Raw genomic sequence first — 15,656 nt, forward strand, 5'->3', positions numbered from 1 at the left:
TCTAGTCTCCCTGAACAATAGGTGTTGGTTGAACAATATCTTCTATTACTTGGTAAAGGATGATTAACTTAACTTTACCATTCCCTGTTGTCTCGTGCAAAACTTTTTCGCTTTTCACCTCTCCTGTTTGACCTAGCTTCTCTTCTAATTCTTTTTTACCCATTTTAATCCCTGCTTGAACTGCTTCTTTATTTGTGTATGTCCGGTTCATTTTTTCACTTTCGCGTGTCGTTTCTTTTTCATAGGAAAATGGTAGCTTGAAATTTAAGAAATGGAGTGGGTGAACTTCTGTTTCTATTTTTGGCTGCTTAAAATCATCCTTTTTAAAGGAAAAGCCCCAAAATGGCATTGAACCTCCAAATGCGGAGAGCTTGTGCTTTGTCTTCATTTTACCCGTAAAGACATCAAAAGATGTTCGAAGAGGGACAGAAACTTCAGAACGGTACCACGTTTCACCATCAATTTTCGCTTTAGCACCGACCGTTTTTTGCTGGTCTTCGCTACCGATGAGGCCTGAAACGAGCATTTGTCCTTTCTTCACATGTTCATTAACTGAGGCAAGCGGCTCCCCTTTTTCCACATACATTCTCGTGATGACCGCCTTTTTCTTGGCCACAATATGCTGTGGACTTGTATATTTTTCTTTTTCTGGTTCATTTTTTTCCACAACTTTCATTTGAAATGTTGTACCGTTTAGTTCAACGCCAACCCATGTAATGCTTTGAATATTGGCAGTCAGTGATTTTTGAATTTTTTCAGGTGTTCCCATTAGAAACTGAAAACGGCCTTTTTGTACGCCAATCTCGTCTAAATGCTTTCTCATCTGATGTTCAGTTTCTGGATTGGCTCCTTTAATATCAATTTTCCACACCATGTTCGAAAGCGCCAATATCGTCACTAGAAAAAACACAATCCCAAGGGTAAACCCAATATTCTTCCTTGACCATAGGAGAAGGAACGGAAATCCCTTTTTTTGATGAAATGAACATGTTACCTCATGGTGTCTTTGAACTTTTCTGAAAGCATGTACATCTGATAAGCGAATAAATAAGCGCACGCTGTCTTGACGGCGGTTCACTTGAAACATTGTGATCCCCTGTCTCGTGCACTCATTGATAAGTCGCTCAATGCCGTTTCCCTTGATCTCCACTTCCACTCTGCCAATAAAATAGGCGAACCATTTATTCTTCACACTTCTCCCCTCCGTCAGTTAAGAATCAATATAACGGACCTCATCGATTTTCCCTTCTAATAAGATCTCTTCTGGCAAAATCGTTTTAATCACAAAATCTTTCCCTGAAATAATGCATTGTCCTTGCTTGAGCATTAGCCTTACTTCTTGATCACTGAAAAGCAAAAGCCCTTTATGGTTCTCTATGTAAATGTGGAGTCTGCCAACCATCGTAATACGGGGAAGATCCATCATGACGTCTGGAGGGATTTCAAGTGTTCTTGTCAGCCATGCTTTAAGTCGATTTTTTCTTTTTCCCATTCAATAAGAACCCCTTCCCACCTCATGTGTATGAGATCAAACTGAAAGATGGTGAGACTGATGAGAAAGCCTCTATAGCATCTTATTCCTCAGCAGTTCAGATCATGCTAATGAATCCCGCAAAACAGCCGTTTCATCATTTTTCATTGCGAGAGGTCTCCGTCAGGTCAAACAAAAAAAGCCCCTTTAATAAAGGGACTTCCTTGTTTATCTTTTATATGGCCGTTTCATCGTTCTGTGCGGCTTTTTCGCGCGCGGCTCTCCAAATACTTCTCCAAGGATCATCCCCTGAACAATTGTATCTTGGTTGAGCTTTTCAATGATCTTTGGCTTCACTTCGGCAGAAGCAGCCTTTGGCCTTGTCAATTCTCTTTCAAGCGATTGGAATTCTCTATTCAGCTCGCTTTTTCTTTCTTCCATTTCGGCAAGTGTAGCGGTATAGCGGTCCTGTAAGGATTGAGAAGTTTTTTTCTTCATCCCGCCATGATCATGTACATCACCGAAATCGTCCATCTGATCCGTCACGACTGGATCTGGACTTGTTTGTTTTGTTTGCTTCTGGGGCATCTGCTTACGCTGAGGAGCTGGCTTGTTTTGTTGATTCTTTTGCTCGTTCTCCTCTTGTTTGCCGATTTTCCCAAAGACAGCAGAGATGATACCGATGATAATCGCAATTAGTAGCGGATTTTCAAATAGAATGTCCAATGGGCTCCCTCCTTAAAGCGTGAGAGGATGCTTATTTGTTTTCATTATCAGATGGACCTTTTGTCATTTTACCAAATGAATCTCTCATATCCGTATCAGCATCGATATTCTTAATGTTCATGTAGTCCATGACACCAATATTGCCTTCACGTAATGCTTCAGCCATTGCAAGTGGTACCTCAGCCTCTGCTTCTACCACTTTCGCGCGCATTTCTTCAACTTTCGCACGCATTTCTTGTTCTTGGGCAACAGCCATCGCGCGGCGTTCTTCCGCTTTTGCCTGTGCAATGTTTTTGTCTGCTTCTGCTTGGTCTGTTTGCAGAATCGCCCCAATATTCTTACCGATATCAACATCTGCGATATCAATCGAGAGAATTTCAAACGCAGTACCTGAATCCAATCCTTTACCAAGGACTGTTTGTGAAATCATATCAGGATTCTCAAGAACCTTTTTATGATTATCTGATGAACCGATTGTAGAGACAATCCCTTCACCTACACGAGCAATAATCGTTTCTTCCCCTGCACCACCGACAAGTCGGTCGATGTTTGCACGAACTGTAATACGTGCTTTTGCTTTTACTTCGATCCCGTCCATCGCCACACCAGAGATAAATGGTGTTTCAATGACTTTAGGGTTTACACTCATTTGAACTGCTTCAAGTACATCACGGCCTGCTAGGTCGATTGCTGCACAGCGTGCAAAGTTCAATTCGATATTCGCGCGTTGAGCTGCGATCAATGCGTTCACAACTCGGTCCACGTTACCACCTGCAAGATAGTGGCTCTCTAACTGGTTAATTGTCGCATCAAGTCCTGCTTTATGTGCTTTAATAAGCGGGTTGACCACTCGGTTTGGAATGACGCGGCGAAGTCTCATTCCTACAAGTGTAAAAATGCTTACCTTTACGCCAGCCGCTAGGGCAGAAATCCACAGCATCACCGGTACAAAGGTGAAGAAGATCGATAGAACGATCAGACCTGCTGCGATAATCACAAATAATAGTAAAGTAGATGGATCCATTTTATTCCTCCTATAAAATCAGTTATCTATACTTTCCTCACGACAATGCGTGAGCCTTCCGCTTTCACAATTTTCACTTGTTCATCCTTATCGATGAATGCACCTTCTGACACAACATCAATGCGCTCATCTCCAAATACAATTGTACCTGACGGACGAAGTGCGGTTGCTGTCACCGCGATTTGTCCAACAAGATCTTCTCTTGTTTCATTTGAGACATAACCGCTTTCCTTATTGGTTGAATCGGTTAAAATGAACTTTTTGAAAAATTTCATACGTTTCCCCAACACCTTTGTCAATATAATAACTGCTATGATTGAAACAGCAGTGGCAATCAAGATGGAAATCGCCATTTCTGTGAAGCTTCCAGCTGCTAAAAATAAGCTGACAACCACACAGATCAGTCCAATGACACCTACGATTCCCCCCGGCAAAAACAATTCCAGAATCATGAGCAATATCCCTGCTAAAAACAGGAACAACGTCTCATATCCTGCAAAACCAGCCACGAGATGACCATAAAAGAATAAAAGAAGCGCTGTCACTCCCATGGTGCCTGGAATCCCAAAACCAGGAGAATAGAGCTCAACAATTAACCCTAAGCTTGCGATGGATAAAAGGATTGGAATGACGATTGGGTGCGTGAGAAAGCGCGCAACCTTTTCAGCAAAGCTCACTTCATCGTATTGAACAGATGCGTCTGCTAACTTCAACGTCTGAAGCAAGTCATCCATATTTTTCGCTTCCCCTTCTGCATAACCGAATTGAAGCGCACGGTCTGTGTTGAAGGTGAGCAATTCTCCTTTTGGTGCACCAGCTTCTTTCGCATCTATATCTACATCTGCCATTGCAAGTGCATACTTTGGATCACGCCCCTGCTTTTCGGCAGCGTCACTCATTTCAGCAAGCCAAAGCGATTCAGATTTTTGGTCGGCAGCATTGCCTTCTCCATCAATGATCGCAGCAGCCCCCATCTTTCCATTTGGGGTCATATAGATTTGATCGGCATTTAATGCAAGGAATGCCCCAGCAGAAAGCGCTCTATGATTCACAAACGCTGTCACAGGGATATCAGACGCACGAATGGTATCTGCGATCTCAAGCGCCGCATCGACTGCACCACCTGGTGTATTGATGTCTAGAATAATATGTTTCGCTCGTTCGGACTTTGCCTGCTCAAATGATCGTTCAATAAATTGAGAAAGTCCTTTTTCTACTGTATCTTCAATTGGGATAACATGAACTTTCCGATCTACTGATTTCGCGGTCAATTGAACCCCTAATAACAAGCATATTATAAAACAACTGAAGAGAGCAATAGAAATTTTTATTTTTTTCATCTATTTGGTGATCCCTCCTCTCTATCTTCCATTTTACCGTTCCTTTACATACGTTACAAATGTATCATAGGTTTCATTTTTATATGACAGAATGATGAGGGTATAAAAAAAGTACCCTTCTAACAATAGAAGGATACTTTTTTATTGAGACAGCTGTTCGCTGACAAGTCTGTTAATGACAGCTCCATCAGCTTTACCTTTTACTTTTGGCATAATAGCGCTCATGACTTTACCCATATCAGCCTTCGATGAAGCACCTGTTTCAGCGATCGTCTCTTTCACGATCGTTTGCAGTTCTTCTTCAGAAAGCTGTTCAGGTAAATAAACGTCTAAGATGTCAATCTCTTTTTGAACTTTATCTACTAAATCTAAGCGATTAGCTTTCGAAAATTCATGGAGGGAGTCTTTACGTTGCTTAATCTCGCGGGAAAGGACGGTTAGTTCCTCATCGCCGGTCAAACTGTCTTTCTTAAGCTTAATTGCTTCATTTTGGAGCGAAGCCTTTACCATCCGAATGACAACAAGCTTGTCTTTCTCACGGTTTTTCATCATAAGCTTCATATCAGAATTTAATTGCTCAAGAAGACTCATAAAATCCACCCTCTTTAGAATTTACGTTTTCTAGCAGCTTCAGACTTTTTCTTGCGCTTTACGCTAGGCTTTTCATAAAATTCACGCTTTCTTGCTTCTTGCAATGTTCCAGTTTTGGATACACTGCGTTTAAAGCGACGAAGAGCATCTTCAAGCGATTCGTTTTTTCTAACGACCGTTTTTGACATTCTCTTTCCCTCCCTCCGAATACACCAATCGACTGCATTAAAAAAAGATATACATGCAAAACATGTACCTAGACATTATAATATAAGCCTAGTGTGAGGTCAACTAAGTGATTTGGAAATATATTTTCGTCATGAGCAGGTAGACAAGTCCATATATTCATTGGTAAGAGGAGGACTTTTCTATGATGGCGATCATTTATTTTTGTGCACTTATTTTCATTTTTTTATGGTCAATGGGCTTGCTGAGAAAAGGATTAATGGCGCTTGCGTCGTCTCGTATTGAGAAATCACTTCTTCTCTTTACAGACCACCCAGTAAAAGCATTCTTGGTCAGCATTATATTTACAGGGATTCTCCAAAGCAGTTCAGCGTTTATGGTCATCGTGATTGGCTTTGTCAGTACAGGCATTCTCTCTTTTAAAAAATCTATTCCAATGATTCTTGGTACCAATATTGGTTCTACATTTACAACAGAGTTTATCGCCATTAAAATGGATGTTTTCATGTGGGTCTTGATACTGGCTGGTCTGATATGCATCACGTTTAGCAGAAAATCCTTTAGGCATGCAGGAAAAAGTATATTTGGACTCGGGATGATCTTTTTTTGTATTCAAGGCTTTTCTAAAATTGCAGGTATGATGACAAGTCAGCCTGAGACATTGCGCTTTCTCGAAATGATGCAGCATTCTGACTGGACGGCACTGCTTTCGGGTACTATTTTCACAGCGATTGTTCATTCGAGCTCCGTCTGCATCGGCATTTTAATGGGGTTTATGAATGAAGGAACGGTTGGGCTTCAGGAAGGCATCAGCTTTGTGTTAGGGTCCAATATCGGGACTTGCATTACGGCTGTAATGGCTGCCATATCTGGCGGCTATGCAGCCCGTCAAACGGCTTATGCACACGTTTTGTTTAATGTGCTCGGAGTGCTTTTGTGTCTCCCATTTCTCGCGATGATGACAGAATTCGTCGCCCTTCTTGCAAACGCTCCAGCCCAGCAAATTGCACATTTCAGCCTGCTGTTTAATGTGGCAAGCTCTTTGCTTTTCTTCCCGTTCATCCGTCCATTTCACACATTGATTTTATGTCTTTTACCGAATCAGTCAAAATAAAAACACCGGCTTGCCCTTTTGGCAGCCGGTGTTTTATTGATTATGAGGTCATTCTCACTTTGTCTGTTTGTACTTCATCACTTTTACGAACGAATTGTCCTTCGTTATAAGGATAACCCGCTTTCGTGATTTTCACTTTGACCAAACGACCGATCATGTCCTCTGTTCCTTCAAAAACAACCTTCATATAGTTATCTGTATAGCCCACATAAAGATTGTGCTTTCCTTCTTGTTCTTTGAAGGATTCTTCCGGAATAACTTCTAGGACATCTCCTTCATAAGTTGATGCGTATTCTTTCGCAAGCTGGTCAGAAAGAGCGATCAAGCGGTGGACACGTTCGTTTTTCACATTTTCATCCACTTGATCTTCCATTCTTGCAGCTGGCGTACCTGTACGTTTACTGTATGGGAATACGTGCAGTTCAGAGAATTGATGGTCTTTGACAAAATTATATGTTTCCAAAAATTCTTCTTCTGTTTCTCCAGGGAACCCAACAATCACATCAGAAGTGACAGCAAGACCTGGCAATGCTTTTTTCAGCTTTGTTAAACGCTCTGCAAAGAATTCCATCGTATATTTACGGCGCATTCTTTTCAGCACTGTGTTAGAGCCAGATTGAAGCGGGATGTGCAGATGTCTGACAATTTTATCTGACTGATCAAGCACTTCGATCACTTCATCTGTAATTTGGCTTGCTTCGATAGATGAAATACGAATTCGTTTTAAGCTGTTGACACGTTCATCTAATTCTTTCAGAAGCTTTGCAAAGTTATAATCCTTTAAGTCTTCTCCGTATCCGCCTGTGTGAATACCTGTTAATACAATTTCTTTATAGCCGGCATCTACAAGCTGCTGCGCTTGGTTGATGACCTCTTCTGGATCTCGAGAACGAAGAAGTCCGCGCGCCCAAGGAATAATGCAGAATGTACAGAAGTTGTTACAGCCTTCTTGGATTTTCAATGACGCACGTGTTCTGTCTGTAAAGGCAGGAACATCGAGTTCTTCAAACACACGTGCTTTCATGATATTGCCAACCCCATTAATCGGCTGTCTTTCTCTGCGAAATTCTTCAATGTAACCGAGTAATTTGTGTCTATCTTGTGTTCCCACGACAATATCAACACCAGGAATCGCCATGATTTCTGCTGGAGATGTTTGCGCATAACAGCCTGTTACACAAATGACACCATCCGGGTTATGACGAATGGCTCTTCTAATGACTTGGCGACTTTTTTTATCACCTGTATTCGTGACCGTACATGTATTAATGACATATACGTCTGCTTTTGATTCGTACTCTTTTCTTTCATAGCCTGCTTCTTTAAACAGCTGCCAGATCGCTTCTGTTTCATAGTGATTGACCTTACAGCCAAGTGTATGGAACGCTACTGTTCCCATCATGATTCACCTCTTAATAACTCTGTTTGATAAGATATAGCAGAAAGCGCGTAAAGAGGAGCTGTTTCTGTTCTTAAAATGCGTGGTCCGAGCCCGCAAATGACTGCACCAAGCGTTTCAAGCGCTTCAATCTCCTTTTCTGCCAAACCGCCTTCAGGGCCAAAAACCACTAGCAAGGTCTGTCCGCTTTTCATTTGTTGGAGCACAGTTTGAAAGCGGCTTTGCTCTCCTTCTTTCGATGATTCTTCGTATGCAACGACACATTTATCGAATTCACTAGCAAATTGAGTCAGCTCTTTAAACGTTGATACTGGATAAACATGAGGAATGATATTCCGGTAGGACTGCTCAGCTGCTTCTTTCGCAATTTTCTCCCAGCGTTCTCGTTTTTTATGTGACTTCTTTTGGTCAAGCTTTGTAATAGAACGAGCCGCTTGAAACGGGATAAATGCACTTGCGCCAAGCTCTGTGCCCTTTTGGATAATCAGCTCCAGCTTATCTCCTTTTGGGAGTCCGCTCGCAATTGTTACTTTTACCGGAAGCTCTCTATCCTGATTTGTCCAGCTTTCAAGGTAACAAATGACTTCTTCCTTTGTTATTGTATCAATTTTACTGAGCGCTTCAAAGCCGTCTGTCGTTAAGCAAAGGATTTCCTGCCCTGCTTTCATGCGCATGACGTTGGAAAGGTGATGTACATCTTCCCCTTTGATGACGATAGATCCTTTTGCGATCACTTCTTCTTTCGTGAGGTCGATAAAATATCGTTGCATACGTGTCCTGACACCTACTCGCTTTATTTTTTCGCTATAATGCTGACCCAATCTTCCATTGACAGCACTTCAACAATGTCAAAACCTGCTTCTTCTAATGCTGTTTTGACTTGTAATTTCTTTTGTCCAATAATGCCTGATGTAATGAAATAGCCATCTTTCTTCAATAAGTCATAGGCTTGATCTGTAAAGCGCAAAATCACTTCTGCGAGAATGTTGGCGACGATCACATCACGTTCACCTGAAATCCCATCAAGTAAGTTATTTTGCTTGACCGTCACTTTTTCGCTTACACCATTTAGCTCGATGTTTTGCTTCGCACTTTCAACCGCAACGGTGTCGAGATCAAAGGCTTGAATGTCCTTTGCACCAACCATCGCTGCTGCCACACTTAAAATCCCAGAGCCTGTTCCAACATCTATCACCGTATCGTTTTCCTTCACATAGCGCTCAAGCGCCTGAATACAAAGAACGGTTGTTGGGTGTGTCCCTGTTCCAAATGCCATTCCTGGGTCCATTTCAATAATCAGTTCATCAGAATGAACCGGCGTATATTCTTCCCATGTTGGAACGATGGTGAATTTTTCAGAGATTTTCACAGGATGATAGTATTTCTTCCATGCGGTGGCCCATTCTTCTTCATTTACTTCACAAATGGACAGCGTATTTCGCCCAAGATCAATATCGTATAGAAGAAGATTGTTGATGGCTTCTTTGATCTCATCTACCGTTTCCATTAAAAAGCTATTCATTGGAAGATAGGCTTTGACGATGACCCCTTCTTCAGGATAGTCATTCGGATCGAGCTGGTAGATCTCACCGTATACATTTTCACGTTCCTTGACTAAATCAAGCGGGTCCTCAATCACGACACCACTCGCACCAGCTTCATGCAAAATATTGGTGATTGGTTCCACCGCTTCATTTGTTGTATGGACGCTAATTTCTGACCACTTCAATACTACCAACTCCTTATCCGTCTTACTCACCTTTAAATGCGCGTTTTACCTTATCGAAGAAGCTCATTTCTTGTTCGTCCGGTTTATTTCCGCTCACTTCAGCAAATTTTCTAATGATATCTTTTTGATTGTCCGTTAAATTTGTTGGTGTGACGACTCGTACAACGATATGCTGATCGCCTTGACCATAGCCGCGTACATTTTTCACACCTTTTCCTTTAAGTCTAAATTTCGTGCCAGTTTGTGTACCAGCAGGGACTTTCAATTTTACTTTACCGTGTAATGTCGGCACTTCAATTTCGTCACCTAATGCCGCTTGTGCAAAAGTAAGTGGCATTTCGCAGTAAATGTCATCTCCGTCACGCTCAAAGAATTCATGCGAGCGCACATGGAACACAACAAATAAATCGCCTGGAGGCCCTCCATTTACACCTGGCTCCCCTTGACCAGACACTCTGAGCTGCTGACCATCGTCAACACCAGCTGGAATCGTCACATTGATTTTCTTACGCTTACGCACTTTACCAGAGCCGCCACATGTAGAACATTTGTGATCGATTTGTTTTCCTGTTCCGCTACAGTAGTTACATACTCTGCGGTTGACCACTTTACCAAACGGCGTCGACTGTTCTACATTTAATTGACCAGAGCCGCCGCAATGCGAACAAGTCTTCGCATCTGTTCCAGGCTTTGCCCCTGATCCATGACATGTTTCACATGATTCCTCACGAGGAATTTCAATCGTTGCTTCTTTCCCAAATGCTGCTTCTTCAAATGAAAGCGTCATTGTATATTGCAAGTCTGCTCCTTGACGCGGTGCATTTGGATCTCTTCTTCTGGCTCCACCGCCAAAAATACTAGAGAAGATGTCATCAAAGCCACCGAAGCCGCCAAAGTCTCCACCTCCACCAAAACCGCCGCCGCCAAAGCCTTGGTTTGGATCGGTATGACCGAACTGGTCATATTGTGAACGTTTTTGATCGTCAGAAAGGATTTCATAGGCTTCTTTTACTTCTTTGAATTTCTCATCTGAGCCAGCTTCTTTATTAATATCAGGGTGATACTTTTTTGAAAGCTTGCGGTATGCCTTTTTGATCTCGTCTTTTGAGGCGCTCTTACTCACGCCAAGCACTTCATAGTAATCACGCTTACTCATCTCTTCACACTCCCGATTTTCTCACATAAATACGATTGTATCATTTTGATTTGACCTTTTTCAATTGCTTTCATCGTTGGAAAGAAAAAAAGTCAAAGCCAAGAGATCCTGACTTTGACTTTCTGACGAGTACGTTTCAGCAGTCTTTTTCAAAAGTAAAGGTGATTATTTTTTCTCTTGATCGTCGTTTACTTCTTCGTATTCTGCATCCACTACATTGTCATCTGCTTTTTGAGCACCTTCAGCGCCGCCTTCTTGCTGAGCTTGTGCTTGTTTTGCAGCTTCTTCATAGAGCTTTGTCGTTAGTTCTTGAACGATTGTTTGCAGCTCATCTTTTTTCGCTTTGATGTCTTCAAGCTCGCCTTTTTCGATCGCAGCTTTTAGTGCATCTTTCGCGTCATTTGCTTTTTTCACTTGCTCTTCATCGATTTTGCCTTCTAAATCTTTTAATGTTTTTTCACTTGTAAACACTAATTGATCTGCTTCATTGCGCACTTCGATTTCTTCTTTTTTCTTCGCATCTGCTTCAGCATTTTCTTCTGCTTCTTTGACCATTTTTTCGATCTCATCATCAGAAAGACCTGAAGAAGATTTAATTGTGATGTTTTGCTCTTTGCCTGTACCCATATCTTTCGCACGTACGTTGACAATACCGTTTTTATCGATATCAAAAGAGACTTCGATTTGTGGTACGCCGCGTGGTGCTGGCGGAATGTCAGTCAGTTGGAAACGACCTAATGTTTTGTTGTCTGCTGCCATTGGGCGTTCACCTTGCAGGACATGGATGTCTACCGCTGTTTGGTTGTCAGCAGCTGTTGAGAATACTTGAGATTTACTTGTTGGAATTGTTGTATTACGTTCAATCAGCTTTGTGAATACGCCGCCCATTGTTTCAATTCCTAAAGAAAGTGGTGTTACGTCAAGAAGAACAACGTCTTTGACATCTCCTGTGATGACTCCACCTTGGATCGCCGCACCAAGAGCAACCACTTCATCAGGGTTTACACCTTTATGAGGCTCTTTGCCTGTTTCTTTTTTGATTGCTTCTTGTACTGCAGGAATACGAGTTGATCCACCAACAAGGATGACTTTATCAATCTCGCTAGCAGATAAACCAGCATCTTTTAATGATTGACGCACAGGTGTCATTGTACGCTCTACAAGATCTGCAGAAAGCTCTTCGAATTTAGCACGTGTTAACGTTAATTCAAGGTGAAGAGGACCTGCATCTCCAGCTGTGATAAATGGCAGTGAGATTTGTGTAGAAGATACACCAGAAAGATCTTTTTTCGCTTTTTCAGCAGCATCTTTTAAACGCTGAAGCGCCATTTTATCTTTTGAAAGGTCAATGCCGTTTTCTTTTTTGAATTCAGCCACTAAGTGATCAATGATCACTTGGTCAAAATCGTCTCCACCTAGACGGTTGTCCCCAGCAGTTGAGCGTACTTCAAAGACGCCGTCTCCAAGCTCAAGAACTGATACGTCAAATGTACCGCCACCAAGGTCGTATACAAGGATCGTTTGGTCTTCATCTGTTTTATCTAAACCATAAGCAAGCGCAGCTGCTGTTGGTTCGTTGATGATACGCTCTACTTCAAGACCAGCAATTTTACCAGCATCTTTTGTCGCTTGACGTTCTGCATCGTTGAAGTAAGCAGGAACTGTGATAACAGCTTTTGTTACTTCCTCGCCAAGGTAGCCTTCAGCGTATGATTTAAGATGTTGAAGAATGATTGCAGAGATTTCCTGCGGTGTGTAGTTCTTGCCTTCAACTTCAACTTTATAATCTGTACCCATATGTCTTTTAACAGACATGATTGTGTTCGGGTTTGTAATTGATTGGCGTTTCGCTACTTCACCAACTTGGCGCTCTCCATTTTTAAAAGCGACAACAGATGGTGTTGTACGTGCTCCTTCAGCGTTTGCAATGACTTTTGGCTCTCCGCCTTCAAGTACTGCAACACATGAGTTTGTTGTTCCTAAGTCAATCCCAATGATTTTACTCATAATCGATGACCTCCCATTATGTAGTTATTGATTTACTTTTACCATTGATGGACGAATAACTCGGTCTTTGAGTTTATAGCCCTTTTGCAATTCTTCTACGACGATATTTGAATCGAAGTTTTCATCTTCAACTTGCATGACGGCTTGATGAAGGTTCGGATCGAACTCTTTGCCGACAGCTTCAATTGGTTCAACGCCTTCATTTTTCAACGCTTCTACCAGCTGGCGGTAAACCATTTGCATTCCTTCTAATAAACTTTTCGCCTGCTCATTGTCTGGATCAATTCCAAGCGCTCTTTCAAAGTTGTCAAGAGCTGGGAGAAGATCGCTGACAACATGTTGAGAACGATATTTTTGCACGGTCTCCACTTCAGTTCGAGCACGGCGTTTATAGTTTTCAAAATCTGCTTGAACACGCAGAATCTTGTTTTCTTTTTCATCTAGAAGCTGCTGCAATTCATCGATTTTCTCTTGGAAGGCAGACTGTTCATCCTGTGTTACTTCCTCAGTATCTACTTGAACTGCTTCTTCTTGTGCTTCAACCTCTGCTTCTTGCTCAGGTGTCTGTTTTTCTTCTGACATTGTGTTCACCTCCCTCAAAAGATTCAAGAATACGAAGGGCTGAGCCCCAATCTTTTATCACCCTACTCATCATACAAATTGGAAAGTGCGTTTGACAAGTCTTTTGATACATGATGCAAAAGACTAACGACTCGCCCGTAATCCATGCGGGTTGGTCCGATGACGGCAATGGAGCCGAGTGATTTTTGATCAATCGAATAAGTCGCTGTGATCAAACTGCAGTTCTCCATTGCTTCCAAGTTGTTTTCTGAACCGATTTTAATGGTGATACCTTGCTGATTTGGATGAAACAGCTGCATGACATCATTCTTTTGCTCAATCAGCATCATGAGTGAGCGAATACGGTCGATGTCATGAAATTCAGGCTGATTCAACATATTAATCTTCCCGCCAAAGAAAAGTTTTGATTCATTTTGTGTTGATGTAAATGTGTTGCCGAGCGCATCTAAAATGTGATCATAATCTTTTAAATGTGTGCGCAGAAGCATGACTACTTCTTTATACATCCTGTCCTTCAACTGGTCCATCGGAACGCCAGCTAAGCGGCTATTCAAAATATTCATCAGCTTCTCAATATCGGAGACATCGAGATGCTCAGAGAAGGTAATGGTTTTGTTTTCAACATGTCCGCTGTCTGTAATCATGATCGCAACTGCTTTGTTTGGCTGAACGGGAACAAGCTGAATTTGCTTTAATCGATTTTCACTCAGCTTTGGACCAAGCACGATCGATGTATAGTTTGTGAGATCTGATAAAATTTCCGCCGATTTTTGAACTGTTTTTTCAAGCTCAAAAATTTTCTCCTGAAAAGCCGACTGGATGAGCACAAGCTCGTTAGACGACAGTTTTCGTGGAGAGAGCAAATGATCTACATAATAACGATATCCTTTTTCTGAAGGAATTCTTCCTGATGAAGAATGGGTCTTTTCGATAAAACCAAGTTCCTCCAAATCAGCCATTTCGTTTCTAATCGTCGCAGAGCTGAATGTGATGTCCTCTTTTTTAGAAAGAGTCCTTGACCCAACTGGCTGCGCCGAACGAATAAAGTCATTAATGATGACTTGCAGAATCAAAAGCTGACGATTTGTTAACATCATCATCACCCCTGTTAGCACTCTCTTACAACGAGTGCTAATTGTATAAACAAAATTACCAAACTCAAATTAAAATGTCAATTATAACTCACCGAGAAACGCTTGAAATACTTCATTTCCTAACAATTTTCCTTTTCTTGTTAAACGAATACCAATGTCATCTTTTACAATGAGACCTTTTTCTTCTAATTCTTCAAGAACCGAGGGAAATAGAGCTTCTGGTGAAGTACCATATTTTGCTTGGAAGTCGGCACTTTTCACCCCTTCGATTTTTCGAAGGCCTAAAAACATTTCTTCCTCTATCTGCTCTGCTTTTGTGACTTGATGAGTTTCTTTATACGGGAACCCAGTTTGCTCAATCAGTTCCAAGTAATGCTTCACTGGTCCTGCGTTCACATTTCGGATGCCATCTACATACCCGTGTGCCCCTGCACCGAAACCGAAGTAGTCTTCATTGCTCCAATAGGTCAGGTTATGCTGGCTTTCAAAACCAGGTTTGGCGTAATTGCTGATTTCGTATTGATGTAATCCGTGGCGCTCCATTTCATCCATCACAAGCTCATACATTTCAGCCTCACGTTCTTGCGGGGGTAAATGTAGTTTTCCTTTTTGCATTAAGTTGTAAAACACCGTTTTCGGCTCCACAATCAGTGAGTAGACAGAATAATGCTCTGCTCCTAATGAGAAAGCTGTCTCAAGTGAATTCATGACATGATGCTTTTCTTGATGCGGCAAGCCAAACATGAGGTCAAGGCTAATGTTGTCAAATCCGACATCTCTTGCTCGCTCGAAAGACACGAGAACATCTTTCTTTTGATGAACTCGTCCGATTTTTTTGAGTAGATCATCTTCAAAGGTTTGGACGCCAAAGCTTAACCGATTGACACCGGCTTCTTTTAACACATGCAGCTTCTCGAGTGATAATTCATCTGGGTTTGCTTCCACTGCAAATTCAACCAGGTTTTTTGACGGTTTTAACACACGGTGGATGCTGTTCATGAGCTGATCTAGCTGGCTGACGGTCAATGATGTCGGAGTCCCCCCGCCAATAAAGATCGTCTTGAGTTCTTGCTCACCCTTTTGCTCGATCGTGCGTTGCACCTCTTTTTCAAGAGCCGCTAAGTATTCATCGACTGGCTGCGTTTTAATGAAAAATTTATTGAAATCACAATAGTGGCAAATGTGCTCACAAAATGGAATGTGAATGTATGCTGCTTTCATTTGATGACACCTTCTT

General features: G+C 41.8%; 16 protein-coding genes. 1 reads left to right on the forward strand and 15 read right to left on the reverse strand.

The features are described 5' to 3' along the window. Window position 1: 1 nt before the first annotated feature. The 7 genes from yqfD to rpsU all read right to left on the reverse strand — a co-directional run bounded on the left by yqfD (window position 2) and on the right by rpsU (window position 5,340). Complete coding sequence (gene yqfD, locus MHI35_RS11565; protein WP_335349164.1) at window positions 2–1,192, reverse strand: sporulation protein YqfD; 1,191 nt, start codon at window positions 1,190–1,192, stop codon at window positions 2–4. 18 nt (window positions 1,193–1,210) lie between these two features. Next, entirely contained in the window at window positions 1,211–1,492 is a 282-nt protein-coding gene (gene yqfC, locus MHI35_RS11570) for a sporulation protein YqfC (protein ID WP_012010618.1), read from the reverse strand. A gap of 207 nt (window positions 1,493–1,699) precedes the next feature. Next, entirely contained in the window at window positions 1,700–2,197 is a 498-nt protein-coding gene (locus MHI35_RS11575; protein WP_211063019.1) for a hypothetical protein, read from the reverse strand. 31 nt (window positions 2,198–2,228) lie between these two features. Continuing rightward, window positions 2,229–3,221 carry a flotillin-like protein FloA gene (gene floA / locus MHI35_RS11580; protein WP_144522111.1) on the reverse strand — a complete coding sequence of 331 codons (993 nt, stop codon included), beginning with the start codon at window positions 3,219–3,221 and terminating at the stop codon, window positions 2,229–2,231. Between the two features lie 26 nt (window positions 3,222–3,247). Next, window positions 3,248–4,561: an NfeD family protein gene (locus tag MHI35_RS11585; protein ID WP_144522113.1), complete on the reverse strand. Its 1,314-nt coding sequence runs from the start codon at window positions 4,559–4,561 to the stop codon at window positions 3,248–3,250. Between the two features lie 141 nt (window positions 4,562–4,702). Further along, window positions 4,703–5,152, reverse strand: a complete 450-nt coding sequence (locus MHI35_RS11590) for a GatB/YqeY domain-containing protein (RefSeq protein WP_041086254.1) — start codon at window positions 5,150–5,152, stop codon at window positions 4,703–4,705. Between the two features lie 14 nt (window positions 5,153–5,166). Beyond that, on the reverse strand, window positions 5,167–5,340 hold the full coding sequence (rpsU, locus tag MHI35_RS11595) for a 30S ribosomal protein S21 (protein WP_003152957.1): 174 nt from the start codon (window positions 5,338–5,340) through the stop codon (window positions 5,167–5,169). A gap of 182 nt (window positions 5,341–5,522) precedes the next feature. Here rpsU and MHI35_RS11600 point away from each other — a divergent pair, with 182 nt between their 5' ends. After that, the gene (locus MHI35_RS11600) at window positions 5,523–6,452 is read left to right on the forward strand and encodes a Na/Pi symporter (RefSeq protein WP_335349163.1); all 930 of its coding nucleotides are present in this window, start codon (window positions 5,523–5,525) and stop codon (window positions 6,450–6,452) included. Window positions 6,453–6,492: 40 nt separating this feature from the next. On the opposite strand, the gene mtaB is transcribed toward MHI35_RS11600, so the two are convergent. From mtaB to hemW, 8 genes are all read right to left on the reverse strand, one after another. Further along, window positions 6,493–7,851, reverse strand: coding sequence for a tRNA (N(6)-L-threonylcarbamoyladenosine(37)-C(2))-methylthiotransferase MtaB (gene mtaB / locus MHI35_RS11605; RefSeq protein ID WP_335349189.1), 1,359 nt, complete (start codon window positions 7,849–7,851; stop codon window positions 6,493–6,495). Further along, window positions 7,851–8,621, reverse strand: a complete 771-nt coding sequence (locus tag MHI35_RS11610) for a 16S rRNA (uracil(1498)-N(3))-methyltransferase (protein WP_335349162.1) — start codon at window positions 8,619–8,621, stop codon at window positions 7,851–7,853. The genes mtaB and MHI35_RS11610 overlap by 1 nt, the downstream gene beginning before the upstream one ends. Before the next feature lie 23 nt (window positions 8,622–8,644). Then, on the reverse strand, window positions 8,645–9,580 hold the full coding sequence (gene prmA, locus MHI35_RS11615) for a 50S ribosomal protein L11 methyltransferase (protein WP_144522120.1): 936 nt from the start codon (window positions 9,578–9,580) through the stop codon (window positions 8,645–8,647). A 22-nt stretch (window positions 9,581–9,602) separates the two neighbouring features. Then, window positions 9,603–10,736, reverse strand: coding sequence for a molecular chaperone DnaJ (gene dnaJ, locus MHI35_RS11620; RefSeq protein WP_119125137.1), 1,134 nt, complete (start codon window positions 10,734–10,736; stop codon window positions 9,603–9,605). Window positions 10,737–10,901: 165 nt separating this feature from the next. Continuing rightward, window positions 10,902–12,743 carry a molecular chaperone DnaK gene (gene dnaK / locus MHI35_RS11625; protein WP_335349161.1) on the reverse strand — a complete coding sequence of 614 codons (1,842 nt, stop codon included), beginning with the start codon at window positions 12,741–12,743 and terminating at the stop codon, window positions 10,902–10,904. Window positions 12,744–12,767: 24 nt separating this feature from the next. Continuing rightward, the gene (gene grpE, locus MHI35_RS11630) at window positions 12,768–13,325 is read right to left on the reverse strand and encodes a nucleotide exchange factor GrpE (protein ID WP_335349160.1); all 558 of its coding nucleotides are present in this window, start codon (window positions 13,323–13,325) and stop codon (window positions 12,768–12,770) included. A gap of 62 nt (window positions 13,326–13,387) precedes the next feature. After that, on the reverse strand, window positions 13,388–14,419 hold the full coding sequence (gene hrcA, locus MHI35_RS11635) for a heat-inducible transcriptional repressor HrcA (RefSeq protein ID WP_012010631.1): 1,032 nt from the start codon (window positions 14,417–14,419) through the stop codon (window positions 13,388–13,390). 81 nt (window positions 14,420–14,500) lie between these two features. After that, on the reverse strand, window positions 14,501–15,640 hold the full coding sequence (hemW, locus tag MHI35_RS11640) for a radical SAM family heme chaperone HemW (protein WP_335349159.1): 1,140 nt from the start codon (window positions 15,638–15,640) through the stop codon (window positions 14,501–14,503). Window positions 15,641–15,656 lie beyond the last annotated feature (16 nt).

Source organism: Bacillus sp. FSL K6-3459, from assembly GCF_038003305.1.
In the GTDB taxonomy this organism is placed as follows: Bacteria; Bacillota; Bacilli; order Bacillales; family Bacillaceae; genus Bacillus; species Bacillus pumilus_O.